Origin of the sequence: Bradyrhizobium sp., assembly GCF_052389815.1 — a bacterium.
GTDB lineage: Bacteria > Pseudomonadota > Alphaproteobacteria > Rhizobiales > Xanthobacteraceae > Bradyrhizobium.
This window is the reverse complement of the sequence record NZ_JBQTHN010000034.1, coordinates 1-23,529: the sequence shown is the minus strand read 5'-3', so window position 1 is coordinate 23,529 and position 23,529 is coordinate 1. Positions and strand designations below refer to the sequence as shown.

The 23,529-nt window shown below is 65.3% G+C and carries 27 protein-coding genes; 11 read left to right on the top strand and 16 right to left on the bottom strand.

Going from position 1 to position 23,529, the window contains the following annotated elements; translation table 11 throughout:
- Window positions 1-81 precede the first annotated feature (81 nt).
- Entirely contained in the window at window positions 82-456 is a 375-nt protein-coding gene (locus tag ACT4OC_RS07795) for a hypothetical protein (RefSeq protein WP_444838395.1), read from the top strand.
- 1 nt (window position 457) lies between these two features.
- On the opposite strand, the gene ACT4OC_RS07790 is transcribed toward ACT4OC_RS07795, so the two are convergent.
- The 3 genes from ACT4OC_RS07790 to ACT4OC_RS07780 all read right to left on the bottom strand — a co-directional run bounded on the left by ACT4OC_RS07790 (window position 458) and on the right by ACT4OC_RS07780 (window position 1,894).
- Window positions 458-1,306, bottom strand: a complete 849-nt coding sequence (locus ACT4OC_RS07790; protein WP_444838394.1) for an alpha/beta fold hydrolase — start codon at window positions 1,304-1,306, stop codon at window positions 458-460.
- Window positions 1,303-1,668: a hypothetical protein gene (locus ACT4OC_RS07785; RefSeq protein ID WP_444838393.1), complete on the bottom strand. Its 366-nt coding sequence runs from the start codon at window positions 1,666-1,668 to the stop codon at window positions 1,303-1,305. The genes ACT4OC_RS07790 and ACT4OC_RS07785 overlap by 4 nt, the downstream gene beginning before the upstream one ends.
- A gap of 112 nt (window positions 1,669-1,780) precedes the next feature.
- Window positions 1,781-1,894, bottom strand: a complete 114-nt coding sequence (locus ACT4OC_RS07780; RefSeq protein WP_444838392.1) for a glucose transporter — start codon at window positions 1,892-1,894, stop codon at window positions 1,781-1,783.
- Between the two features lie 208 nt (window positions 1,895-2,102).
- On the opposite strand from ACT4OC_RS07780, the gene ACT4OC_RS07775 reads away from it, so the two are divergent.
- Complete coding sequence (locus tag ACT4OC_RS07775) at window positions 2,103-2,354, top strand: hypothetical protein (RefSeq protein ID WP_444838391.1); 252 nt, start codon at window positions 2,103-2,105, stop codon at window positions 2,352-2,354.
- Window positions 2,355-2,425: 71 nt separating this feature from the next.
- Here ACT4OC_RS07775 and ACT4OC_RS07770 read toward each other — a convergent pair whose 3' ends face one another.
- From ACT4OC_RS07770 to ACT4OC_RS07755, 4 genes are all read right to left on the bottom strand, one after another.
- Window positions 2,426-2,665: a hypothetical protein gene (locus ACT4OC_RS07770; protein WP_444838390.1), complete on the bottom strand. Its 240-nt coding sequence runs from the start codon at window positions 2,663-2,665 to the stop codon at window positions 2,426-2,428.
- A gap of 173 nt (window positions 2,666-2,838) precedes the next feature.
- Window positions 2,839-3,567 carry an outer membrane protein gene (locus ACT4OC_RS07765; RefSeq protein WP_444838389.1) on the bottom strand — a complete coding sequence of 243 codons (729 nt, stop codon included), beginning with the start codon at window positions 3,565-3,567 and terminating at the stop codon, window positions 2,839-2,841.
- Between the two features lie 270 nt (window positions 3,568-3,837).
- Window positions 3,838-4,260 (bottom strand): hypothetical protein, encoded by a 423-nt coding sequence (locus ACT4OC_RS07760; protein WP_444838388.1) that lies wholly within the window; start codon window positions 4,258-4,260, stop codon window positions 3,838-3,840.
- A 192-nt stretch (window positions 4,261-4,452) separates the two neighbouring features.
- Window positions 4,453-4,692 (bottom strand): His-rich protein BRANT, encoded by a 240-nt coding sequence (locus tag ACT4OC_RS07755; RefSeq protein WP_444838387.1) that lies wholly within the window; start codon window positions 4,690-4,692, stop codon window positions 4,453-4,455.
- Window positions 4,693-5,032: 340 nt separating this feature from the next.
- On the opposite strand from ACT4OC_RS07755, the gene ACT4OC_RS07750 reads away from it, so the two are divergent.
- Entirely contained in the window at window positions 5,033-5,575 is a 543-nt protein-coding gene (locus ACT4OC_RS07750) for a tetratricopeptide repeat protein (protein ID WP_444838386.1), read from the top strand.
- Between the two features lie 81 nt (window positions 5,576-5,656).
- On the opposite strand, the gene ACT4OC_RS07745 is transcribed toward ACT4OC_RS07750, so the two are convergent.
- Window positions 5,657-7,225 carry a S10 family peptidase gene (locus ACT4OC_RS07745; RefSeq protein WP_444838385.1) on the bottom strand — a complete coding sequence of 523 codons (1,569 nt, stop codon included), beginning with the start codon at window positions 7,223-7,225 and terminating at the stop codon, window positions 5,657-5,659.
- Between the two features lie 278 nt (window positions 7,226-7,503).
- On the opposite strand from ACT4OC_RS07745, the gene ACT4OC_RS07740 reads away from it, so the two are divergent.
- Together ACT4OC_RS07740 and ACT4OC_RS07735 are read left to right on the top strand one after the other, a co-directional pair.
- Window positions 7,504-8,175, top strand: coding sequence for a hypothetical protein (locus ACT4OC_RS07740; RefSeq protein ID WP_444838384.1), 672 nt, complete (start codon window positions 7,504-7,506; stop codon window positions 8,173-8,175).
- Window positions 8,176-8,190: 15 nt separating this feature from the next.
- Window positions 8,191-10,350 (top strand): adenylate/guanylate cyclase domain-containing protein, encoded by a 2,160-nt coding sequence (locus tag ACT4OC_RS07735; protein WP_444838383.1) that lies wholly within the window; start codon window positions 8,191-8,193, stop codon window positions 10,348-10,350.
- Window positions 10,351-10,391: 41 nt separating this feature from the next.
- Here ACT4OC_RS07735 and ACT4OC_RS07730 read toward each other — a convergent pair whose 3' ends face one another.
- On the bottom strand, window positions 10,392-10,721 hold the full coding sequence (locus ACT4OC_RS07730; RefSeq protein WP_444838382.1) for a hypothetical protein: 330 nt from the start codon (window positions 10,719-10,721) through the stop codon (window positions 10,392-10,394).
- A 303-nt stretch (window positions 10,722-11,024) separates the two neighbouring features.
- On the opposite strand from ACT4OC_RS07730, the gene ACT4OC_RS07725 reads away from it, so the two are divergent.
- From ACT4OC_RS07725 to ACT4OC_RS07715, 3 genes are all read left to right on the top strand, one after another.
- Window positions 11,025-11,798 (top strand): NAD kinase, encoded by a 774-nt coding sequence (locus ACT4OC_RS07725; protein WP_444838381.1) that lies wholly within the window; start codon window positions 11,025-11,027, stop codon window positions 11,796-11,798.
- Window positions 11,799-11,905: 107 nt separating this feature from the next.
- Complete coding sequence (locus tag ACT4OC_RS07720; protein WP_291609061.1) at window positions 11,906-12,451, top strand: response regulator; 546 nt, start codon at window positions 11,906-11,908, stop codon at window positions 12,449-12,451.
- Between the two features lie 17 nt (window positions 12,452-12,468).
- A complete protein-coding gene (locus ACT4OC_RS07715; protein WP_444838380.1) occupies window positions 12,469-13,047 on the top strand; it encodes an Hpt domain-containing protein in 579 nt (192 codons plus the stop codon).
- Between the two features lie 173 nt (window positions 13,048-13,220).
- Here the strand turns inward: ACT4OC_RS07715 and ACT4OC_RS07710 are convergent, their stop codons facing one another.
- The gene (locus ACT4OC_RS07710; protein WP_444838379.1) at window positions 13,221-14,396 is read right to left on the bottom strand and encodes a DUF2336 domain-containing protein; all 1,176 of its coding nucleotides are present in this window, start codon (window positions 14,394-14,396) and stop codon (window positions 13,221-13,223) included.
- Between the two features lie 238 nt (window positions 14,397-14,634).
- Between ACT4OC_RS07710 and ACT4OC_RS07705 the strand changes: the two genes are divergently transcribed.
- A complete protein-coding gene (locus ACT4OC_RS07705; RefSeq protein ID WP_444838410.1) occupies window positions 14,635-15,885 on the top strand; it encodes a caspase family protein in 1,251 nt (416 codons plus the stop codon).
- A gap of 6 nt (window positions 15,886-15,891) precedes the next feature.
- On the opposite strand, the gene ACT4OC_RS07700 is transcribed toward ACT4OC_RS07705, so the two are convergent.
- The 3 genes from ACT4OC_RS07700 to folE all read right to left on the bottom strand — a co-directional run bounded on the left by ACT4OC_RS07700 (window position 15,892) and on the right by folE (window position 18,312).
- The gene (locus ACT4OC_RS07700; protein ID WP_444838378.1) at window positions 15,892-16,947 is read right to left on the bottom strand and encodes a transglycosylase SLT domain-containing protein; all 1,056 of its coding nucleotides are present in this window, start codon (window positions 16,945-16,947) and stop codon (window positions 15,892-15,894) included.
- A 229-nt stretch (window positions 16,948-17,176) separates the two neighbouring features.
- Window positions 17,177-17,602, bottom strand: coding sequence for a phosphoribosyl-AMP cyclohydrolase (gene hisI / locus ACT4OC_RS07695; protein WP_444838377.1), 426 nt, complete (start codon window positions 17,600-17,602; stop codon window positions 17,177-17,179).
- 26 nt (window positions 17,603-17,628) lie between these two features.
- Window positions 17,629-18,312, bottom strand: coding sequence for a GTP cyclohydrolase I FolE (folE, locus tag ACT4OC_RS07690; RefSeq protein WP_444838376.1), 684 nt, complete (start codon window positions 18,310-18,312; stop codon window positions 17,629-17,631).
- 263 nt (window positions 18,313-18,575) lie between these two features.
- Between folE and ACT4OC_RS07685 the strand changes: the two genes are divergently transcribed.
- Window positions 18,576-19,019: an iron-sulfur cluster assembly scaffold protein gene (locus ACT4OC_RS07685; protein ID WP_444838375.1), complete on the top strand. Its 444-nt coding sequence runs from the start codon at window positions 18,576-18,578 to the stop codon at window positions 19,017-19,019.
- Between the two features lie 36 nt (window positions 19,020-19,055).
- Here ACT4OC_RS07685 and ACT4OC_RS07680 read toward each other — a convergent pair whose 3' ends face one another.
- Entirely contained in the window at window positions 19,056-20,000 is a 945-nt protein-coding gene (locus ACT4OC_RS07680) for a hypothetical protein (RefSeq protein WP_444838374.1), read from the bottom strand.
- A 243-nt stretch (window positions 20,001-20,243) separates the two neighbouring features.
- On the opposite strand from ACT4OC_RS07680, the gene yidD reads away from it, so the two are divergent.
- Window positions 20,244-20,588, top strand: a complete 345-nt coding sequence (yidD, locus tag ACT4OC_RS07675; RefSeq protein ID WP_444838373.1) for a membrane protein insertion efficiency factor YidD — start codon at window positions 20,244-20,246, stop codon at window positions 20,586-20,588.
- A gap of 73 nt (window positions 20,589-20,661) precedes the next feature.
- Here yidD and ACT4OC_RS07670 read toward each other — a convergent pair whose 3' ends face one another.
- Window positions 20,662-21,870 (bottom strand): hypothetical protein, encoded by a 1,209-nt coding sequence (locus ACT4OC_RS07670; RefSeq protein ID WP_444838372.1) that lies wholly within the window; start codon window positions 21,868-21,870, stop codon window positions 20,662-20,664.
- On the bottom strand, window positions 21,867-23,246 hold the full coding sequence (locus ACT4OC_RS07665; RefSeq protein ID WP_444838371.1) for an APC family permease: 1,380 nt from the start codon (window positions 23,244-23,246) through the stop codon (window positions 21,867-21,869). The genes ACT4OC_RS07670 and ACT4OC_RS07665 overlap by 4 nt, the downstream gene beginning before the upstream one ends.
- Window positions 23,247-23,529: the final 283 nt, after the last annotated feature.

Below are 23,529 nucleotides of genomic sequence, written 5' to 3'. Positions count from 1 at the left end.
ATCCGCGCGGAAGATGCGCCCTTGATTCCCGGAAAACCTGTGCTGGAATGATTGCGAGGGCGTGGCGTGGGGTAGCGTCATATGAAGTGGATGCGGGAACGCGATCTGTTGATCGCGCAGACGATGGCCTTTGTGCAGTCGGTTACGGGCAAGAAGCCCGAGGCCGAGATTTTCACGCGAGGCGATGTTCCGGCGGTGAGACCGACCCGATTGCCCGACGTCGAGGCGATGCTCGCCGAATCGGTTTCGGTTCCCGAGCCGCAAAAGCCCCCGCAAAATTCGATGCCGGCGCTGCGCGCCGGGCGCAGCGAATACCAAAGCGATATCCAGGCCCGCGTCGAGAAATTCCGCGCCCATCAGGCGAGGTTCAACCGGGAGCGCGAAGCCTATTGCAGCGCGACCGTGGCCAGGATGCAGGCCACCCTCGACAAGTACCCGGCGCCGCGGCCGAAGTAGTTCAGCGGGCAGCGATCTTCTCCAGCACCGGCAGCAGGTAATGCAGGAACGCCTGCGGACCCTCGCTCATCGGGAAATGTCCGAGGCCATTCATGATGGCGACTTCGCATCCCTTGATGCTGTTCGCCACGGCCATCGTCTCCTCCGGCGTACAGGAATAGTCGTATTCGCCTGACAGCAGGAACAGCGGGCAGCGCCTGGTGTCGATCTCGGCCACGCGGCTGCGGATGTCGCCGTCGACCTTGTAGAAATAGAGATCGCCTTTGAAGACGCCGGGGCCGCCTTGCATGTAGTGCCACAGCGTCTCCCATCGCTCGCCGTCGGGCGCGCCGGGGCCGACCAGGCCGGAGACGATGGCGCCCGCCATTTCGCCGCCATGGACATCGGGCCGGTGCAGGAAGTCGAGATCGTAATAGGGATCGACATGGGCGCCGGCTTGTACCCCGATGATGGCGCGGAAGCGATCCGGATGTTCGAGCGCCAGGTGCAGGCAGATGCGCCCGCCGATCGAGCAGCCGATCAAGATCGGCTTTTCAAGCTCGAGCGCGCTCATGACCTCGAGGATCATGGTCGCATATTGCGCCGAGGTGAGCCGGTACTCCTCCTCGTGCCAGCCGGCGGGCGGCGAGGACTTGCCGTGCCAGGGCATGTCGAAGGCGATGACGCGGTGTTTCGAGGTGACCCGCGCATCGTTCATCAGGCCGCGATATTGCCGGCCGTCGCTGCCGGCAGTGTGCAGGCAGAGCAGCGGCGTGCCTTCGCCCGCCGCCTCGACGTAGATCCGGTGCGGCCTGCCGAAGAGATCGAGATGCATGTAGCGGCCGACGATCGGCTCGAAGCGCGCGCTCATGCCGAAACTCCCGCGCGCAGCTTGCCGAGCGCTTCCTTGAAGTAGCGCAGGTTCGCCATGAAGACCTGCAGGTCGCCTTCGGTCTTCAGCACCCGCCGCTTGATCAGGGCCATCAGGTCGTTGGAGCCCGGCGGCGGCCGCTCGCTCCAGAACTTCTCCCATTCCTCGGCCGGCGCGCGCAGTGCAAAGGCCGAGGACGGCATCACGAACGGCCCTCGTGTCACGGCGACGATCCGCCCCTCGAAGACCTGGATCAGCCACGCCGTGCGACCGACCTCCAGCAGGAAGGTGGTGGTGAGGTATCGGCCGCGCCGGACCAGGCTGGCATCGCCGTTGACCCTGTCCTTCAGCGCTTCGATCATCGCCGCCTCCGCTTCGCCCTGCGCCTGCCATCCGGGACGCCGGCCTGCCTGGCATGATGGGCGGCTGGCGGCTTGCGTCAATCGGCGAGCCATGAGGCAACGATGGCGTGCGCTACAGCCAGGCGCATACCAGGGCGACATTGGTCGCGCAGGCCAGCAGCAGCCCGACCGTCAGCGTGAACTGCAGACGGGCGCAGGCGCAGGCGCTGTGGACGCTGGCTCTCATGGCAACCAGCATCCGGCGATTCTGCACGTAGAGTCCCGGGGTTTCTTTTTTCGGGGATTCACCACTTGTTAGGGACTCAGAGACACCCGGAAAACGGCCCGAAACGGGCTGTTTTCCGCCCTCACCGGCCCGTGATGGTGGGGGCACGATCGAAGCCGAAACCGCGTTTGCTTCCAAGGCGTTGTTGGTTTCGATGGAGCCGAACCCAATGCCGTATGCGCTCTTCTCCAGCGACTCAAAGCTGAGCAAGGCCTATCCGACCGAAGCCGACGTCTGGAAGATTGCCAGACGGTCCGGGCTGGTGGTCGATGTCGTGTCGGACGGCGCCGTCCCGGGCCCCCGCCCGGTGCTGGACAACGACTATGAGATAAGGCCCTGCCAGTGCGAGGCCAATGAAGACCCCGCCAGAAACAAGGCCGACGCCGAGCGCGAAGCCCGTCTCGAGCCCGAGCTGGTCTAGCCGGCGGGAACGGCGCCACATCTGGTCCTCGCGGGTGGCGGGACCTGCTTTCAGGAAGATATCATCGACCCTTACGGCGTCGCGCTCACCAGCGAAGCCTGTGCCGAACCCAGCGCCACGCAGACCTTCTTGCGGTGCAGGCCGCGGATCGCGCCGGTCACCTTGAGCACCCTGCCCGCGCCGCAGGAGGAATCCTGCACGAAGGCGATCTCATAAGGCGCCAAAACGAGGGGTTCGGATTTCAGGACGGTTTGAGCGAAGCACGGCACGGTGAACGCCGAAAGGATCAGCCCTAACGCAAAAGCACGCATGTTTGTTTGTCCGCCAGCCCCGACAGCGAACATAATAGCGCATGCACTGTGAAAGTTTCGTGCACGGCGAAAATTATTTTGCCGCACCTCGTCGCATCGCAGGCCGAGCGCAGGCCAAACACAGAAAAGGCCAGCTTGCGCCGGCCTTTTCCCAAGTCATGCAAACCAGGGTCTCAATATCTGGCGGCGGACGGGCCGCCCCAGCCAAAGCGGTAGTTCACGCCGACCTTGACGCTGTGCTCGTCGTTGTTGAAGCGGGTGCCGACGACATCGGCGGAGCCGGCGGTGAAGGTGGTGTTGCCGAAATTGTAGTACTGGTACTCGGCCTTGGCCGACCAGTTGGGGGCGAACAGGTACTCCAGGCCCGCGCCGACGGTGTAGCCGTCCTTGCTGTTGCCGGAGGTCGTGAAGCCTGCGGGCGCACCGGCCACCGTCACGCCGATATTGTTGCCGTCACGCCAGGCGTAACCGCCCTTGGCATAGAGCAGCGCCGGACCCCAGGTGTAGCCGAGGCGGCCGGTCACCGAGCCGATCTGGTCGGCGACCCTGCCGCTCACGACGGTGCCCGCCGGGAAGACCAAATTGTTGTTGTTGCCGCCGCCCAGCCAGGAGTACTGCGCTTCCGCGCCGAGCACCCAGTTGGGGGCGAGCTGATAGTCGAAGCCGGCCTGTACGCCGCCGAGGAAGCGGGCGTCGCTGCTCTGCAGGCTGTTGTCGCCCGCGAAAGCGCCGCCGACATGGCCGCCGATGTAAAACCCGGTCCAGTTATAGACCACTGCCGGCGCCGTATAGGCCGGCGCCTTGGTGTAGGGACGGGCCGGCATGTCAGCCGCAAACGCCGGGCCCCCGAGGGCCGCCAGAGCGACCGCAAGGCCAGCTGCGCCGAGAATGCTCTTCTGCATTGGTTGATCCCCGTTATTCAGAACGACACTCTTCAAACAACGTGGCTCGAGTTAGGTTGCTCTGCGGCAGTGAACGTCCACAACTGTGACAGGGCAGCCACAAAGCCCTTTTGTTCCAAGGGGAAATAGGGATTTTTTCGCCCATCACAACACGCTTTGCGCCCGGAGATTGGTCGATTGAGGCCACAATCGGGTTCGAGCCGCTCGCCGAAACGTGATCGGGTGGCGCCGCCCGGTCGGCCGCAACGCCGCAGCCGGCGCGTCGAACCATTACCGGGTCAGCTTTTCCAATTCCGGGAAGGACGCGTAAGTGGCGCCGGCACAGGCGTCGCCGGGATTCTCCAGCACCCGGTCGAGGCGCGCATCGACATAGACCACGGCCCGCTCCCGCGGTTCGCGGTAGCTCCCGTCGGACTCGCGGGCGGTGTAGCGCAGGCAACTGACATAGCGCAGCCGCCCCCCGACCGTGCGCTGCACCGGCTCGGCCATCTGCGCCTCGCGTATTCCGACCGGGTTGTTCAGGTAGGTCCGCATGAACGCCAGCACTTCGCCCTTGTGGTTGCTGGGATAGGGCTGGCTGGAAACGCCGCGGTCGTCGGTGAAGGAAATGCCCCTGCTCTCCTCGCCGGTGCTGAAACAGGCGGAAAGCAGGAGCGGCAGCAGCGCGATCGTCGCGCGAGGTGACAGCTTCATCGAATGCGAAAACCAAGGGATTGTCGGCTCGCGGAAAACTAGACGCTTCGGCCGCAAAATGGAATTCGCAACCCCGGTCAAAAGCACCGGCCCGCCGCCATTGGGGAAGCAATGACGGACGGGCCGGGCCTGGTACCCGTTGGACGCTGCGGGGCAATGTGGATCGGACGGCGTCCCCCGGGGAACAGTCAATCAGCGCCAGTAGCGGTGATGGTCGTAGTAGTGGTGATGGTGGTGGCGGTGATGACGATGGTGGAAGTGCCAGCGGTGGTGACGATGATGACGCCCCCAGTGCGCATTGGCGTCTAGCACCCTCACGCCGTAGGGCGCAGCCCAGATCACCGGCGCATCCGTGCTCCGGTACGGCGAGGCGAGCGCGGGAGCCGTCAGAACGGAAACGGCGAGCAGGCCCGCGGAAATCGTCTTGAACATCTTCTTCGTCCTCCTGAAGGGATCCGCGCAGTTCCCATCCCGGGCTCGCCGATCATGTCGAGGAGGCTAGCGGCCTTGCCGTGAACCGCCGCTGAAGCCGATAAGAGGCATTCGTTCATCTCGATGACATGTTTGTCATCTGCCGGACCGGGCGGGGAATATCCCGGCAGCCCGGTTGTTCAACCGTGCAGGCTCGAATGCCGGGCCATCGGGAATCGGGAGAGACGCATTGCCGCGGTATCTGCGAGCGAGGAATATCGCTCGCTGGCCGAGGCACTGGAAAAGCCGCCGGGAACCGGGCTAGTCTAACTGACCGTCACGACGTGAACAGGAGAACTGCATGAGGAAATACGCGAAGCTATTGACGCTTGGACTTTTCTCGATCGCGCTGGCGGCCGCACCCGTCGTGACCGGCGCGTACGCCGCGCCCGACAACAGCCCGCCGCCGCCGTCCGACAGCGGCAAGAAGAAAAAGAAATCCAGCGAGCTGCGCCCCAGTGGAGAGTACGCCGCTTTCGCCGCCGGCTATCGCGCCGCCCATGCCGCGATCTACGAGCGCGGCGAATACGCGTCCGCCATCCAGCAGCTGAAGGCGCTGCGCCGCGACGACACTGCGGCGGTCGCCAACCTGATCGGCTATTCCTACCGCAAGCTCGGCGACTACAAGGTGTCGCAGATCTGGTACGAGCGCGCGCTCAAGGCCGATCCGGGCCACGTCAAGACCTGGCAGTATTACGGTCTGTGGCAGGTCGAACAGGGCAACCGCGACCAGGCGCAGTATCACCTGAGCCGCATCGCGGCCCTCGCCGGCACGCAAAGCGATGAGTATCGCTCGCTTGCCTCCGCGCTCGAAAAGGCGCCCGGCACCGGGCTCGTGTACTGATCGAGATCGATCCAACACAACCGGCGCGGCGGCGACGCCGCGCCGGTTTTGTTTTGTCGGTTTTGTTTTGTCAACGCGCCATCACTTCATCAGTGCCTGCACCTCGTCGCGGAATGCCTTCCGTGCGCCTTCGCGCGAGTAAAACATGTGGCCGCCCGGATAGACCGCGAACCTGACGCGGTCGGGGCCGGCATAGGCCGGCAGCTGGTCGAGCGCGATCCGCGTCCCGAAATAGGGCGTTGCGAGATCGAACAGGCCGTGCGCGACCAGGACCTTCATGGTGGGATCGAGCGCCAGCGCACGGCGCAGCTGGGAGACCGACTCGGCAGGTTCGCGGCCGCGGCCGAAATTCCAGGCGCCGCCGACGGCGTCGTTGAGCAGGTGATAGGACCCGTCGGGACGCCAGTTCAGCTTGCGCGTCGTGAGGTCGACGGCAGCGCTCGTCAGCGGCGCCATCAGCGAATCGCCGGAGGGATCGCCGAACTGCCCGTAACCCGAATCGGGAAAGGGATCGAAGCCCATCACGGAGGCGTCGTAGCGGCCGGTGACCTTGCCGTTCTTGCGATCGAACTCACGGCGGAACTCGCCGACGCTGAGCCGACCCGCCAGGCGGCGCGTCACCGCGGCGTCAATGCCGGTAAGGCTTGCGACCCTATCGGCCATGCGGTTGGTGGCCGCGACGTCGGCCTGGCCCTTGACGAGATCCATCAGATATTCGCCACGCGCGTAGCGCTCGACGTCGGCAAGATCCTTGTGCGTCACCGGCCCCTTGGCCTCCCGCGCCACCGCCGCCATGGTCGGCAGGCGGGCGACATATTGCAGGAGGCTCGAGCCGGACCAGTCGCGGAAATCGAGCACGGGCGAGACCAGGATCAATCCGCGCACGCCGACGCCTTGCCTCGTCTGCAGATTGTGCACGACCTTCGGCCCGCGAATGCCGCCATAGCTCTCGCCGACGATGTATTTCGGCGACGGCAGCCGGTCGTGCTTCTCGAGCCAGCGGCGGATCACCAGCGCGTTCGAATCGACGTCGCCATCGACCGACCAGATGTGTCGCCGCGCCTCCTCACCGGTCGCGACAAAACGGCTGTAGCCGGTGCCGACGGGGTCGATGAAGACGAGATCGCTGAAATCGAGCCAGGTCTCCGCATTGGGCAAAAGGTCAGGCGTTGCGGAGGCAACCGCGCCCTCTCCCGTGATCGACAGCCGCCACGGGCCAGCGTCGCCAAGCTGCAGCCAGGCCGACGAGGCGCCCGGTCCGCCGTTGAAGAAGAACGTAACGGGCCGCGCGCCACGGTCGGCGCCATCGAGCTGATAGGACGTGTAGGCGACGTCGGCCTGCGGCTCGCGCTTCTCGTTGAACAAGCGGATCGATCCGGCGACCGCCGAGAAGGACAACGTGCGGCCGGGCAGCTCAAGCGTATGCCTGGTGGTGGAATCCGGCGGCAGACCGTGCCGGTCCGCCGCGGACGGCGCTTCTTGTCCGGTCCCGCCTTTCTGGCCCGAAGGCCCCTTCGCCGCGTGCGCCGGCTGATCCTGCCTTGCGCCGCCCGCATCCTGGGCGTGGGCGCCCGCCGCAACCGCGAGAGCCAGCAGCGCCGCCAGCATAGGCGCACGCCCGTAGCGCGGCGCGGCAAGAAAATTGATCATCCGTCGTCTCCCTGCATCTGCCGCAATTGTCGTGCGGGTTCCAACGCAGCGGCAGCCCGCATCGTCCAGAACGGGGGAAACGAATGGAAGTCACAAACGCGCCAGCGTCGAACTTTGCGCCGGGTTGATGCGACTACCAGTCGCGCGGCCATGTTGTCCTCGCCGGCCGCTAAGTGATATCAGTCACATTCGCTGGCGCCGCCGACCGATATGCCGAATACGCCCGAACAGGGCCGGATGACGGAGAGCGAGCCTCTCCAACTCGAGGGATTTTTAAAATGAAGCGAACGATGGCCGTCTGTCTCGGACTTTTGGCGCTGGCAGGGCCTGCCGCTGCCGAAACGCCGGTCGCAGTCGTCGAGGAGGTGCAGGGCAAGGTCACCGGTGCCGAGTTCATGGACTATCTGCGGCCGAAGATGGTGATCAAGGTCCCGGCGGGCGGTTCCGTCACGATCTCCTACCTGAAGTCCTGCCAGCGCGAGACGATCAGCGGGCTCGGCACCGTCATCGTCGGCACCGACGAGAGCTTCGTGCAGTTCTCCGACGTCAAGCGCGAGAAGACCGAATGCGATTCCACCCAGTCGCACGCCACGACCAAGGCCACCAGTGAGGCCGCCGCCACCGTGCTGCGCAGCCTCGCCAGCAGCAAGAGCGGACCGAAGATCACGACCCAACTCACCCTGTACGGTGCTTCGCCGATGGTGGAAGCCAGGGGCAAGGGCACGCTCGTCCTCGAGCGGCTCGACGTCAAGGGCGAGCGCCAGCAGGTCGAGCTCAATGGAAGCCAGGCAAGAGGCAGGTTCTACGATTTCGCCGGCACCAGCCGCGCGCTTACTCCGGGCGGCATCTATTCCGCATCGTTCGGCAAGGCCAGGATCGTGTTCCTGGTGGATGCGAACGCAAAGCCCGGTCCGACGCCGATCGTCGGTCGCCTGATACGCCTCGATTAGTACCGGTTTCCCGTTTTGAACGCACGGCGCGTCACGCGGGATGCGATTGCGGCCACCGCGATCGCGCTCGCTTGCGCCGGCGTTGCCGTCTCCCCGGCGCTGGACCGCATCCATGGGCTGTCGCTCGACATCCTCACGGCACTCCGTTTCGAGATGTTCGGCAACCGCCATAGTCCGGCGTCATCGCCGGCGGTGGTGGTGGCGATCGACGAGGAGACTTTTCGCGCGGCACCCTTCAAGGGCTCGCCGACGCTGACCTGGACCGGCGAGATCGGCCGCGTGATCAACTCCATCGTCGAAGGCGGCGCCAAGGTCGTCGGCTTCGACACCATCATTCCGACCTCGCTCGAGCAGTCGGAGATTCCGTTCGGCGAAGGCATGCTCGGCGAAAGAGTACAGGGCTTCGACCGCGCCTTCCTGCGCGCGCTCGCCACCGCCGCAGCGCCAGGCAAGCTGGTTCTGGGCGAACAGTTGCGCGGCAGCGATCCGATCCGGCCCTCGCCCGGCCAGCGCGTCGCCGTGCGCCAGCAGCAGAACATTCGCCCGCTCAATACGGTAACGGACGGCGACGACGTCGTGCGCCGCATGCCGCTGAGCTTTACCGTCAACGGCGCAAGAGTGTCCGGCATGGCGCTGGAGCTCGCCGCACGCGCGCAGAATGCGAAACCGGAGTTCGCCGCCGACGGATCGGTGACGCTCGCCGGCTACAAGATTCCGGCCGCGGTGCCGAACACCCTGACGGTCAATTTCGAGGGCGGCGCCGACGACATCCCGACCTATTCCCTTGCCGATCTGCGCGCCTGCGCGATGAAGAACGACAAGGACTATTTCAAGCGCGCCTTCGACGGCAAGATCGTGATCCTCGGCACGGTGCTCGACGACCAGGATCGCCGCCTGACGTCGAAGCGCTTCGCCACCGGTCTTGAAGGCGTGCGGGCGCCGCGCTGCGCGGGCGACGCCAAGCCCGTCCTGACCGGCTTCAGGCACAGCTCGATCGCGGGCATCTATATCCACGCCACTGCCGTCAACAACCTGATGCGCAACGAGGCGGCGGTCGAGCTCGGCAAGCCTGCCGCCTTCGCCATCGCGCTGCTGATTGCAGCGGTCGCGGCGGCCGGCGCGCTGCTGTTTGCGCCCCTGGGAGCGGCGGCCGCCTTCATCTTGCTTGCCGCCGTCGGCCTCGTCGACGCCGTCGTCGCATTCAGGTACGGGACGGTGATCCCGATCGTCGAGCCATTCATCGCGGGGCTCGGCGCGCTGGCGCTCACCATCGGCTACCGCTTCGTGGTCGCCGACAAGGACCGGCGGCTGCTGCAAAAGAGCTTCGGACTCTATCTCGCGCCCGACGTCGTCAACCGCATGGTGAATTCACGCAAGCTGCCCCAGCTCGGCGGCGAGACGCGCGAGGTCTCGGTGTTCTTCTCCGACATCGAGGGCTTTTCCAAGATAGCGGAGCAGACTACGCCGGAGAGCCTCACGGCGCTGATGAACGAGTACCTGTCGGCCATGACCGACATCATCGAGAGCCATGGCGGCTATGTCGACAAATATATCGGAGACTCCATCGTCGCCGTGTTCGGCGCCCCGGCCGACGATCCCGACCACGCCGGGAACGCAGCGCGCGCCGCGCTGGATTGCTGCGCGAAGCTCGCCGAGCTCAACCGCGACGCCGCGGCGTTCAGGGAGCATCCCCTGGCACAGCGCATCGGCATCAATTCGGGCGAGGCGCTGGTCGGCAACCTCGGTTCGCGGCGGCGGTTCAACTACTCCGTGATGGGAGATGCGGTGAACCTCGCCTCGCGGCTGGAAGGCGCCAATAAATTCTACGGCACCACGATCATAGCCTCCGAGACCAGCGTCCAGCTCGCGGGCTCGGGCTTTGCCTGGCGCGAGCTCGACGCCATCAGGGTGAAGGGTCGGACGCAGGCGCTGAAGGTCTACGAGTTGCTGGCGCGGGCGCCGGAGCTGACGGAGGCTCGAAAGGCGGCCGTTTCCGACTACGCCGAGGGCCTGGCGCACTGGCGGGCCCGGGAGTTTTCGGCGGCGGCAGCAAGCTTCAGCCGGTCGGCCTTGAACGACAGGCCGGCGGCGATGTTCCGCGACCGTGCGCGGCAACTGGCTGACGCCCCGCCGGGCGCGGACTGGGATCCGGTGCGGACGTTGCAGGAGAAATAGCCGGGCAGGAGAAACAGCCGGCCGGCCAGGCTGACGCGGGCTCAGAAGCCGACGCCGATCATCGTGCTGGGGCGGCCACCGCTCACGATGCTCGGACGCGCCACGGCCTGCTGCTTCGCGCGCGGCGCAGCCGGTTCGGACGCAGGTTTCGGGCGCGCGGCCTGCTTGCGGCACGAGGGCTCGTCCTCGTCGCGCTTCGGCTTGGCAGCCACCGCGGGGGCCTTCTTCTCGTCGGCAATACAGGTCTCACCCTTCAGCGTATCCCCGGCCTTGCACTCGATCGGGCAGACCCGGGTTGCATGCTTGGCGAGTTCGGCGACCAGCGCCTCGGTCACCTTCACGTTTTCAGTCGGCTGTCCCTCGATCTTCATGTAACGGCTGAGCGCGGCCGAGGTCGGCGGATTGAGCGTGCCATCGACCTTGCCGGTCCGCCCATCCGACCCAGAGCCAGGTCAAGATCGGCGTCAACTACCGCTTCTCTCCGGGTGCCACCGTCGTCGCCAAATACTGAGGGCGCCGCACTCGGTAAACCTTTGTCGGGCGGGTGCCATGCAGCCGCCCGTTTTCGTTTACCCTGCCTTTAGGCAGGGCTTCCTCGTCTCGACAGGAGCCGCCAAGGTACGATAGACGAGCGGGTAGCGCCCTCGCGCCCCCGGTTACGAGTAGCCTGCCCCATGTCCAAGCGGTACGAAAAGATCGCCTTCGTCGCGAGCGCGAGCAGCGAGGCGCAGGCGGCGCTGAATCAGCTGGCCGACATCTACGGAAATCACGATGCCGACGATGCCGGCGTGGTGGTGGCGCTCGGCGGTGACGGCTTGATGCTGCAGACGCTGCATCGGCACATGCACACGGGCAAGCCGATCTACGGCATGCACCGCGGCACCGTCGGATTCCTGATGAACGAGTTCTCCACCCACGATTTGCACGCCCGCCTGTCGGCGGCGCGGGAGTCGCTGATCAATCCCCTGAAGATGCGCGCGACCGACATCCATGGCGACGTGCACATCCACCACGCCATCAACGAGGTCGCGCTGTTCCGCCAGACCCATCAGGCGGCGCACCTGCGTATCCTGATCGACGAACGCGAGCGCATGGCTGAGCTGATCGCCGACGGCATCCTGGTGGCGACGCCGGCGGGCTCGACCGCCTATAACCTCTCCGTGCAGGGCCCGATCCTGCCGATCAACGCTTCGCTGCTGGCGCTCACCCCGATCAGCCCGTTCCGGCCGCGGCGCTGGCGCGGCGCCCTGCTACCCAACTCCGCCTACGTCGTCATCGAGGTGCTCGACAGCGCCAAGCGCCCGGTGGCGGCGGTCGCCGACCATGACGAGGCGCGCAACGTCACCCGTGTCGAGGTGCTCTCGGACAAGACAATCTCGATGCGCATGCTGTTCGACCCCGGGCACAGCCTGGAGGAGCGCATCTTGCGCGAGCAGTTCGGGAATTAAACCAGCCCTTCTCGCCCTTGCCTGCGGCCGGCCGAAACCATTCGTTAACCCACACGGCGATATGGTTAATGCGGGGTATACCGCGCCTTCCCCGCAAGGGCCGCACCATGTTTCGCATCGACTTCAACAAGCTGCGTTTCCTCGTCTGCGACGACAACCCGCACATGCGGCGCATCCTGCGCACGCTGCTGCACTCCTTCGGCGCCCGCGAGGTCTATGAAGCCGAGGACGGCGCCACCGCGCTCGAGATGTACACCCACTATGTGCCCGACATCGTCATCACCGACTGGGCGATGCCGATCTTCGACGGCATCGAGCTGGCGCAGATGATCCGTCAGCCGGATTCCAAGGGGAACCCCTACGCGCCGATCATCATGCTCACCGGTCATTCGGAAAAGCGCCGCGTCACCGTGGCGCGCGATGCCGGCGTCACCGAATTCCTGGCCAAGCCGATCTCGGCCAAGGGATTGTACCAGCGCATCCTCAACGTGGTCGCCAACCCCCGCCCCTTCATCAAGACCAAGACCTATTTCGGGCCGGACCGCCGCCGCAACACGGTCAACACCTATATCGGCCCCGAGCGGCGCGTCGGCGGTGAGATGGAAGTGATGCAGCAGCCTTCGCTGCTCGACAAGGCGCGGTCCGGGATCTAGGCGCGGGGAGCGACGTTATGGCGAAGAACAAGCCCGGCGATATCGAGGTCAAGGCCTACGCCACCCATCACGTGATCATGCAGCCCAATCCGCTGCGCAACGTGCTGCGGCGCGTGCCGGACGACGATCGCGACGATCCGGTGGCGCGCGCCGAACAGGCCCTGGAGGGGCTGTCGGGCGAATTCAAGAACTGGATGGCGATCGAGGCCGACCGCCTGTCGGCGGCATGGGACGCGATCCGCAGCGGCGGCTTCAGCGACGAAAGTCGCGGCGAGCTGTTCCGCGCCGCCCATGACATCAAGGGCGACGCCGTGACGTTCGGCTTCCCCTCCGCCGGCGCTGCCGCCGATAGCCTCTGCCGCATCATCGAGCACGCGCCGGATCTTGCGAAGGTGCCGGGCGACCTGATCATGCATCACATCAACGCCGTGCAGGCGATCGTACGCCAGCGCACCAAGCTCGACACCGTCGCCATGGCGAACGAGCTGAGCCGCCAGCTTCGCGGCATCGCGGACGAATTCCTTACCAAGGCCAATCGCGACCGCCCCGAACATCTCGAGGCGATCCTCGCCCCGAGCATCGCGCCGGCGGAGTGAAGCGTTTAGCTATCGCCCCGCGCACAATTGTCGTCCCGGCGAACGCAGGGACCCATACTCCGCAGCCCATCCGTGAAGTGAGGGCCGGCGTTACCTTCTAACCCAATTGACGGCTGTGGTTATGGGTCCCTGCGTTCGCAGGGACGACAATGAGTTTGCGGAAACAGCGTCCCTTACGCCGCGATCAGGTCGTCGTGGAACGGCGCGATCGCATCTTCCGCCACCAGCTCCTCGCAGAACAGGCGCGCTTCCTCGCGGGCGGATTCGGTCGCAAAGCGGCGCAGCAGGATGAGCAGCGGCTCGGCCGAGCGGCCGTCGGTCTCGCAGTGGGTCAATACGCGCTCGACCATGCGCCGGCGCAGCCGCGCGGCGGCGCCGGCGCTGTCGGCAAAGCCGATCTCCTGGCCGACATCGATCGCCACCTGGAAGGCGGCAAAGGTGGACTCCGGCAGGCCGGCCTTGATCAGCAGCGCATTGAGGCTGGCGCGGCCGCGGTCGTGCAGCAGTGCGCTGACGCGGGCCAGCGGCAGGCCGGAGAGCTCGGCAAGCGCGCAATGGAACAGGTCGAGATTGCCCGACAGCAGCGTGCGCAGGATGAGACCGGCGGTGAGATGGCCGGTGGCGCGCAGGTGCCGCACCAGGCCTTCCATGTCGGTGCCGCCGGAGCGGGCTGCGATATGCACTGTGGAGCGGTCGCGCGCCTCGACGGCGATGCGCCCTGCCCGGTCGGCCGAGAGCCAGTTGCGGGCGACCACGAACTGCGCCAGCGTGTCGGAGAGTTTTGTCACCAGCGCGTAGCGCGTCGCTGCGGGGAGGCCTTCCAGCACCAGCATGGCCTCGCGGATGGCGGCGAGATGGCCGTGGCGCTCGACGATGCGGTCCCAGGAGAACGGCGCGAGCTCGGCAAAGGGATTTTCGATCAGCTCCAGCGCGGCCGACGCCGTGCCGACTTCGGCGATCGCCGCACAAACGGAAGCCGGCAGGCTGATGCGGCGCGCAATCGCGCATTGCGTCGCTTCGTTGCCGGTGGCGACGATGTCGACGAGATCGGCGTCGATCAGCAGCGGCGAATGTTCGAGGATGGGCAGCGACACCGAGGGCTGGTCGACCGCCAGCGCCTGCACGATCGCGGCGGGCGCATCGGTGCTGCGGGAAAATACTTCCGCCATCGCCCGGCGTACCAGCGGCGACGGATCGTCGAGCAGCATCAGCAGCGCGCCTTCGGCCGCGGCGCGGTCGTCTTCGGAAAGATCCGAGATCAACCAGGCCCGCGCCAGAGAGCGCGTGGCCTCCGCCCGCTCACCGGCGGACGCGTTTCTGACCCAACTGATAAACTGCCGAACGATCATGGTCTTTCCGGCTTACGCAACTTGCGACGACACCGTGACGCGATGCCACTGTCACGAAAAATAAACCATGAGGCTTAACAAAGGGTTCACCATAACTCTTTGGGTTTATTGACGTTTCGTTAAGCGCCGGGTTCGCGGACGTACTCCCCGGCGCCCTGCCTCCCCCGAATTTCGGATGTCTTGGGGCAGAGCAACTGGCTAGTCTTGCTCGGTAATTTTCGACCGGGGGCGGCGGATGATGCGTTTGGGATCGGTCCTCCTGCTGCTGTCGCTGGTGGCTTCGCCGGCGAGCGCGGAAAGACGCATCGCGCTTGTCGTTGGCAATGCCGGCTACCAGAACATCACACCGCTCGCCAACGCACAGAACGATGCGACCCTGATCGCCGAGACGCTGCGCAGCGTCGGATTCGCGCTGGTCGGTGGCACCGCACAGGTCAATCTCGACAAGCCTGCTTTCGACAAGGCCGTGCAGACCTTCGGTAGCCAGCTGATCGGCGCCGACGTCGCCCTGTTCTACTACGCAGGGCACGGCGTCCAGACCCGCGGCTCAAATTATCTGGTTCCCGTGTCTGCAAATCCGGTGCGCGAAGCCGACGTGGATTTCCAGATGGTCGATGTCGCCCTGATCCTGCGGCAGATGGAAGGATCGGGCACCAAGCTCAACCTCGTCATCCTCGATGCGTGCCGCAACAATCCGTTCGGCGGTCGCGGACTGCGCTCGTCCGAAAGCGGCTTGGCGCAAATCCGCGCGCCCGAGGGCACGCTGCTGTCCTATGCAACGCAGCCCGGCAATGTCGCGCTTGATGGCGCGGGCAACCACAGCCCCTACTCGCAGGCCCTGTCGGAAACCATGCGCAAGCCCGGCCTCGACGTGTTCCAGACCTTCAATCAAGTCGGGCTGTCGGTGAAGCGGGCGACCGGCGGCGCGCAACAGCCGTGGGTTTCCTCATCGCCGATCGACGGCGCCTTCTATTTTGCCGGGCAAGGCGGACAGGAGGTCGCGACCGTGCAGCCGCAGCCATCGAGGCCGCAGCCTTCGCCGCCACCGCAAACCTCTGCTTCGAGAGTGCCGGACAATCCACCCGGGCTGGCGCAGCGCGCGCTCGCCTTCGTCGCCAATGACATGGTCCGCTCGGAAGGAAGCTCGGCGCAATATCTCGACTACGCGCGGCAGAGCATCGACGAACAGGTCGACTATTACGGCAAGCTGACGCCGCGTGCGCAGGTCTTGAAGGACAAGGAGCGATACGTCGCCCGCTGGCCGGTCCGCTTCTACCGGCTGCGCACCGAGACGATCCGCACATCATGCGACGAAGGCAAATCGACGTGCCGGGTCGACGGCATTGTTGACTTCAACCTGAGCAATCCAACGGACGGCCGGAAGTCCTCCGGGGCATCATCCTTTGAATTCGGCATCAGGTTCGGCCCGGACGGCGGACGCATCTTCCACGAGTCGGGAAAAATCATCCCGGCTCAATCGAGGCGATAGCCGCCGTCAGCTCGAGAACGTGCCGTCGCGATCGCTGAAGAGATCGAGCCGGCCGGGGGCGCGGACCTCCGGCGTCGTGGGAACGGCCGAGGCCAAGCTCACGCGCGCCGACGAGCTGCCCCACAGTTCCTGCACCGCTGGCGAGATCGGCTGGGCGCGGTCGCCAGCCTGGAACAGGGTGCGGAACATCGGCTCCTGCTGCGGCAAGGACGCGGTCTTCAATTCCGTTCCTGTTGCAGCCTTCACCGGCGTCACGGCGCGCGTGTCCGGAATGATGGAAAGGAAACTGGCGCTGTCCACAGTAGCCGCGCTGGCCGCAGGTGGTGCGGCGATGCTAGCAACCGCCGTCGGCTTCGCCACGCCGCCGAGGGCGGCGAAGGCGGTGCGGGTGTCCCTGGCGTTGGTGGCCGCCGCGTAGCGCGTGGCCAACACCGAGTAGACTTCGGAGACCGAGCGTGCACGGCCGGTGCCCTTCTCGTAGAAGATCGAACGGTTGGCGGCGGCAGCATTAGGAAACAGCCGCGCGGCGGAGGCGTTCGGATTGTCCTCGGCGTTGGAGATAAGTTTTGCCGCTCCGCCGACCCCCATGAAGTGCGCCATGTAGAGTTCGCTGTCGGTCGGGCGGCGGCCGATCCTGCCGGTGAGCTTGAAGCTGTTCGACTGCGTCAGCACCGCCGCCATTGAAGAGGCCGCATCCGGATCGTTGCGCAATTTCATAATGGAATCGCGCATCGAAGGATCGTTGACGTAATAGGCGCCCGAGGATGACTTCGAGATCGCGTTGGCATATTTGCCGTAGCCGAGCTGGGCGCCCGCCTCCTTCACGGTGCCGAGCCAGGTCTGGTCGATGAACTGGTAGAGCCCGCGCGCCGACGAGGTGGTCGCCGCCGCCTTCGGATTGAAGTTCGACTCCATCTTGGCGGTGGCGAGCAGGTACTCGAAGCTGGCGCCGGTGCTGGTCGAGGCCTGCTTGATCGAGGTAGCGATCTTCAGGCGCGACGGATCGAGCCGCACCGGATCGATCGCCGCCGCGGCCGTAGCACTGATTGATTCGACCGACATGTGTTGGTGCCTCGCGCCTCGCGAAACCCCCGCGCGGTCTTACTGGGCGCCCACCCAGCGCCCACGCCTGTCCGTCACAGTGCGGCGATTATGGTTAATGGCGGGTTAAGACTCTACCGGCTGTCATTCCGGGGCGCGCAGAGCGCGAACTATGGGGCGCAATGGCGCCCCCGAGAATCTCGAGATTCCGGGTTCGATGCTTCGCATCGCCCCGGAATGACGACAACAACTATTTCCGATACACCGAGTTCGGATCGAACACGCGCTCCGCGTCGACCAACGCCAGGCTCACCTCGCCGCCCTCGCCCTTCACTGCGCGATAGAAGCACGAGCGTCGGCCGGTGTGGCAGGCGGCGCCCGCCTGCTCCACCCGGATCCAGACCGCATCCTGGTCGCAATCGGTGCGCATCTCGACCACGCGCTGGGTGTGGCCGGAGCTCTCGCCCTTGCGCCAAAGCGCGTCGCGCGAGCGGCTGAAGTACCAGGCTTCGCCGGTGGCGATGGTCTTGCGCAGCGCCTCGTCGTTCATGTGCGCGACCATCAGCACGTCGCCGGTCGCAGCATCCGTGGCGACGCAGGTGACGAGACCGGACGCATCGAACCTGGGTTGAAAGCTCAAGCCCTCTTCGCGATCAACATCGGCAGGATTGGACAAGGTAACCTCGCATCGTCAGTGCGAGGTCACCGCTGCGGTGCTCGCACCATGGAAAGGAAACGCGACTGCTCCGCCGGATTGTCGCGGAACATGCCGGTGTAGCGGCTGGTGAAGGTCGTCGCGCCATGCTTGGCGACGCCGCGCACCGACATGCAGGTATGCTCGGCCTCGACCAGCACGGCAACGCCGCGCGGCTTCATGATCTCGTCGATGGCTGCGGCAATCTGTGCGGTGAGATGCTCCTGGGTCTGCAGGCGGCGCGCGAAGATATCCGTCAGCCGCGCCAGCTTCGACAGGCCCACCACCCGCTCGACCGGCGTATAGGCGATGTGCGCCCTGCCGTAGAACGGCATCATGTGGTGCTCGCACTGCGAGGTGAACTCGATGTCGCGCACCAGCACGAAATCGTCATAGCCGGCGGTCTCGCCGAAGGTGCGGTCGAGCACTTCAGCCGGGCACTGGTGGTAGCCCTGATAGAGTTCGTCAAAGGCCTCGACCACGCGGCGCGGCGTGTCAAGCAGGCCCTCGCGGGCGGGGTTCTCGCCGATGTAGCTGAGCAGGGTATGCACGGCCTGCTCGGCCTCGGCGCGCGAGGGGCGCGGCAGGTCGGCGCGGACGGCGGCTGCGAGGAATTCGGAAGGATCGAGCTCGGCGGGGCGGGTTTCCGGCGCCTTGCGCGGATTGAGGGATTTGATCAGTGCGTCGGCCATGTCGTCTCCGTTCGACCGGCCCACGGGCCGGATGTGTCACCGGGCAGACGGGGCGGATCGCTGCCGCCGGACGCCTGAGTCCCCTTAGCTAACGTGATAGCTTATTTTGCCATCCTAGCACCGCCACTGGGGAATTGCCCTGCAAATCCCGCATGGGGGCGCCGAGCGGCGGGCTGTATTTCCGCCGTTCCGGCACATATATAGGGCCGTGTACCGGGGCCGCCAAGGGCGCGCCCCGAGCGGGGAACGCTGGACTTCGATCTATGCTGAACGACATTTACAACAAGCGGATCATCGAACTGGCGGGCAACATTCCGCGCTTGGGCCGCCTCCCCGATCCCCATGCCAGCGCCACCGCGCATTCAAAGCTGTGCGGCTCGACCGTGAAGGTCGACCTCAAGATGGACGGCCCCGTCGTCACCGACTTCGCCCATGACGTGAAGGCCTGCGCGCTTGGGCAGGCTTCTTCGTCCATCATGGCGAGACATGTCGTCGGCTCAAATGCGAGCGAATTGCGTGAGTTGCGCGAAACCGTTCGCAAAATGCTGAAGGAAGACGGCGCGCCGCCGGATGGCAAATGGGCCGACATCGCGCTGCTCGAGCCGGTACGCGACTACAAGGCCCGCCATGCCTCGACCATGCTGACGTTCGACGCCGTGGTCGACGCGATCGGCCAGATCGAGGCGAAGACGACGCAGCCGGCGTAGTCCTCTAGCCACGCACCTATGAGGGGACGGGGCCTGCTACCTGGAGAGACTCTCCTGCTGCGCGGGCTTCTCCTGCGCGGACTCTTCGTGACCCGCCTTGTCGGCCGGCGCCACGCCGCCGGTCTGCGCTTCCGCCGTCTTGGTGCCCTTTGCCGGCACTTGCGCGCCGCCAGCGACGGGCGTGCTGACGAGGCGGTCCTGCACGGCCTTCGGCTTGGCTTCCGCAACCGGCACCGGGTTGTCGCGCGGCAGCACGTCGGCGACCAAATCCGTCGTCACCAGATTGGTCAGCCGCAATTCGGACGGCGTCAGCCGGTGAAGGTCTTCCCACGGCGGCACGCTCAGCGACAGCGACAAGAGATCGCCGGTGCCGCCCATGTCGAAGGTGTATTTTGCCAGACGCCCGATGTCGCGCTCGACGATCATCAGATCCTGCGCGGTGTAGCTTGCGGCCTTGGCGTCGTCGGCGCGGTCGCCCATCCAGATCTGGTGGACGCGGACGCGCGCCGCCTCGGGCACGTAGCGCGTCTTGCCGGCCAGCAGCAGGAACACGCACATCGACTCGCAATAGGCTTCCGGAACGACGCGGGCGCCCGTCGCCTTGTCGCCGCGCAGGCTGATGCCCACCGTGGTGAGCATGCCGAGGTTGCGGAAACGGCGGCCGAGCGCGATGGAGTCGTTCACCGAGCCGCCGCTGGAATCGAACACGATGGTGGCGCCGGCCAAGTCGCGCCCCCGGGCAAATTCATCGAAGTCGCGCGGACTATCCGCGGTGACGATACCGACTGCGCTGATCCAGCCGCGGCAGTTGGGCTTGCACTCCACCCAGTTGAAGCGCATCGGCAGCTTGCGCTCTTCCAGCGTGACGCCGGCCTTCGCCGAAATGCCAGACGTCGTGATCGCGCCGGGCAAAGCGAGACATAGGGCGGTTGCGCCGATCAGCGTCCAGCCGCGAATTTCGAGCGACCTCAAAAGTCTCAATTTGGTTCCTTCCCCAAGCCCCAACAATGCGGCTGCGACGGCCCCCCAAAACGCGACATGATTCTGTCATCGCCGCGTTATCAAAACGGTAACTGTGCTGACCGGTCTCGTCTATAACACCTTTGCTGCACTGCCACCCTTGGCGTGCGATATTTTGCAACTGTGGCGTAAATACCTGCAAGATAAGGGTTCCGTGCGTTGGAACCCCCGCAAGACTACGGTCGTGATCACGATAGACCGCACATGAAGCATGCACCGCAACACTACTGTCCCGACTGCGCGAGCGCGCTGATGCGCCTGCCGCGTAACGCAGGCCGCGGCATGATCTGGCTCTATCGCCACACGCTGTCGCTGCTGGTCGGCTACAACTGCCGGCATCTGCCGACATGCTCGGCCTATGCCGACGAGGCGATTGCGCGTTTCGGCCTGTGGGGCGGCGGCTGGATGACGCTGGCACGGCTGCTGCGCTGCCAGCCCTGGGGCACGTCGGGCATCGACTTTGTTCCCGACACGAAACCTGAAGGTGCGCGCTGGTATTTGCCCTGGCGCTACGGCCGCTGGCGCGGCGTCAACGCGCCGCCTTCGTGAGCGTTGCGACCGGCGCTCGTGTCAGCGCGGCCTTGATCACGCCGAACCCGCGTCCGCAGGTAGCGGGCCTGTATCAGCGGCCAAAGAACAGGAAGCCGCGCGGCGCGGGCGGCGGCGGCTTCGGCTTCTTCGGGCGTGGCAGCGGAGGCGGTTCCGCCGACGAGGTGGTTTCCGGGGGTGCGGTGCCGTCGCCCGGCAGTTTCACCGAGAGCAACAAATTCGATTCATTGGTGCGCCAGCGATAGCCGATGCCGAAATTGATCGGCTCGGCACGGCGGAACAGGTCCGCATAGGACTGCTGGAAGCGGCCCGGGAACTCACCGATCGGTCCGAGATAGCGGCCGAACGGGAAGAAACGCCACTGCCTGGCGCTGTAGTACTGCAGCGGAATGCCGGAATCGTCCTGGATGATGGTGGCGCTGTTGGCGAGGATGTAGTCGCGCACCGTGGTGAAATTGCCGGAATGCAGCAGGTACGACGCGCTCTTGATCAGGCTGTTGCCGGGCGCCAGCGTCGAGCAGAATTTCAGGAAGCCGCTCGACTTGATGCCGCCGTTGGAGAGATCGGTCGAGAAGTAATACAGCGTCTTCTCAACGCCATCGGAGCCGGCGAAGACGATGCGCGCGCCACGCGGCGCATTGTGGCCGGGATTTTCGTTGCCGGTCTTGATCTGCCCCTCGGCATCGAGCGCGACCGGGGTGACGCTCTTGATGGTCTTGCCGGAACGCGCCAGGAACACGTAGAGGATCGGCAGCGTGCCGCTGACCTGGCCGGCGCGAAGGTCGGTCTTCATCTGCTTGGTGATGAAGAAGCTGAAAGAGAGGATCGAGCCCAGCGAGTGCTCGACATTGTAGAGCGCAGCGCCCATCGCCCCGCGCGGCAGCCTCGTCAGATCGGGCACCTGTCCCGGCGGCTCCAATGCGCTCAGCACGTAGGTCGTCGCTTTCGGATAGAAGGCGTTGGCATAGAGGAAGTCCGGCCCCGAGAACATGTAGAACATGGTCGGCTTGGGCGCGGCGAGATGGGTTTCGGACCAGGCGCGGATCTTCGACAGCTGCCGCTGCTCGAGCTGACCGAAGGCATTGTCGAAGAAGCGGGCGTGGCGCTGCCAGGACGGATCCCTGGTCAGCGGCATCAGCGGCGAATCGGCCGAGGGCTGCATGCCGGCGAGGAACCTGGCCGTATCGTCCGCCGTGACTTCGGCGGCGCGGACGTGGCCGGCAGCCGCCCACATCAGGGCGGCGGCGAAGGCGACTGACGTGAGCGATCGAAAGCGTTTCATTCGCGACCCGAGGATGCGGCCGCGTGGCCATTGCCGGATTGCTTGCGGAAAATGGCGTAGATCAGCAGGCCCGAGAACATGATCAATAAACCGAGCAATGACGGCTTTGGCTGGGTGGTGAGAAGATAGTACATCATGAAACCGGTCACGAGCAGGAAAACCAGCGGCGTGAACGGGTATCCCCAGGCACGATAGGGCCGCGGCAGGTCCGGGTGGGTGATGCGCAGCTTGATGACTCCGAGCACCACGAAGAACGAACAGAACAGGAGCGAGAACTGGATGAACTCCAGCACCGCCTCGAAACTGCGGGTGAACAGCATCAGGCTGGCTACTGCAACCTGAAACAGGATGGCATAGGCGGGCGCGCCGCTCGCGGACTTGCGGGAGAATATCCTCAGCGCGGGGATGTCCTCGCCCATGGTCATCATCACCCGCGGCCCGATCCACATCATCGCCGAGATCGAGGAGATCAGGCCGAAGCAGATCATGCCGCCGACGATGCGGCCGCCGAGCTCGCCGAAGATATGACTGCCGGAAATCCGCGCGACGTCGATCTGGCCGGCCAGCTTGTCGATCGGCGCGGTATGCAGGAACACCGCATTCAGCGCCACATAGAGCACCAGCACGATCAGCGTGCCGATCAGCATGGCGCGCGGCACGTTGCGCTCGGGCATCTTCATCTCGCCGATGATGTAGGTGGCCGCGTTCCAGCCCGAGAAGGAATACATCACGAAGACGAGACTGATCGCGAAGGGAGCGCTGAGGACGTAGGTGAAGTCGGACGACTGCGGCGCAAACGAGACAGGTTGCGGCGTGCCGATGACGAAGCCCAGACCGAGAAAAGCGACGATCAGAACCACCTTGATGATGGTGGCGATCATCTGAAACGTCGAGGAATGCCGGATGCCGGTGAGCTGGATCAGCGACACCAGCCACACCACGCCGATGGCGAGCGCCAGGGGCGGCGCATCCGGCAGGATCGAGCGGCCATATTCGCCAAAAGCCATGGCGGCGAGCGCAACCGGCGCGGAAAATCCGACCGTCGCCGACACCCAGCCTGCGACGAAGCCGAACGCCGGGTGATAGGTGCGGCCGAGAAAATTGTACTCGCCGCTCGAGCGCGGAAACATCGCACTGAGCTCGCCATAGGAAAACACGCCGCAGAGCGCCACGATGCCGCCGAGGGTCCAGAGCAGCAGGATGGAGAAGCCGTTGGGGATGTCCTTGACCTGGAAACCGAGGCTGGTGAAGACGCCGACGCCGACCATATCGGCGACCACGATGGCCGCCGCCACCCAGAGCGATACCGTCGAGCCGCTGCTCGCTGTGACTCGGCCGGACAAGGCCGCTGCGCCGCCCGCTTCTGATGCCGCCATATCGGTCCACGCCTTTGGGGCATCGCGCCCGGGTTTCGCGTCAATGGTGCAGGCTTAGACCCGCCAGTTCAAGCAATGTTAACAAAGGTTTAAACCCAAAACCGATTTCGGTATTAAAATACCAATAGCGCACAGCGGCTCCGACGAGCGTCCGCAGCAATGCCAAAACAAAAAGGCGCTTCCCACAATCAGGACACGATTCCGTGTTCAGAATCCTCCGGTCCGGATGGGGAGCTTTTTCCGGATTCTTAACGTCGCCTAAACGCCGGCCGGTTCAACTTGC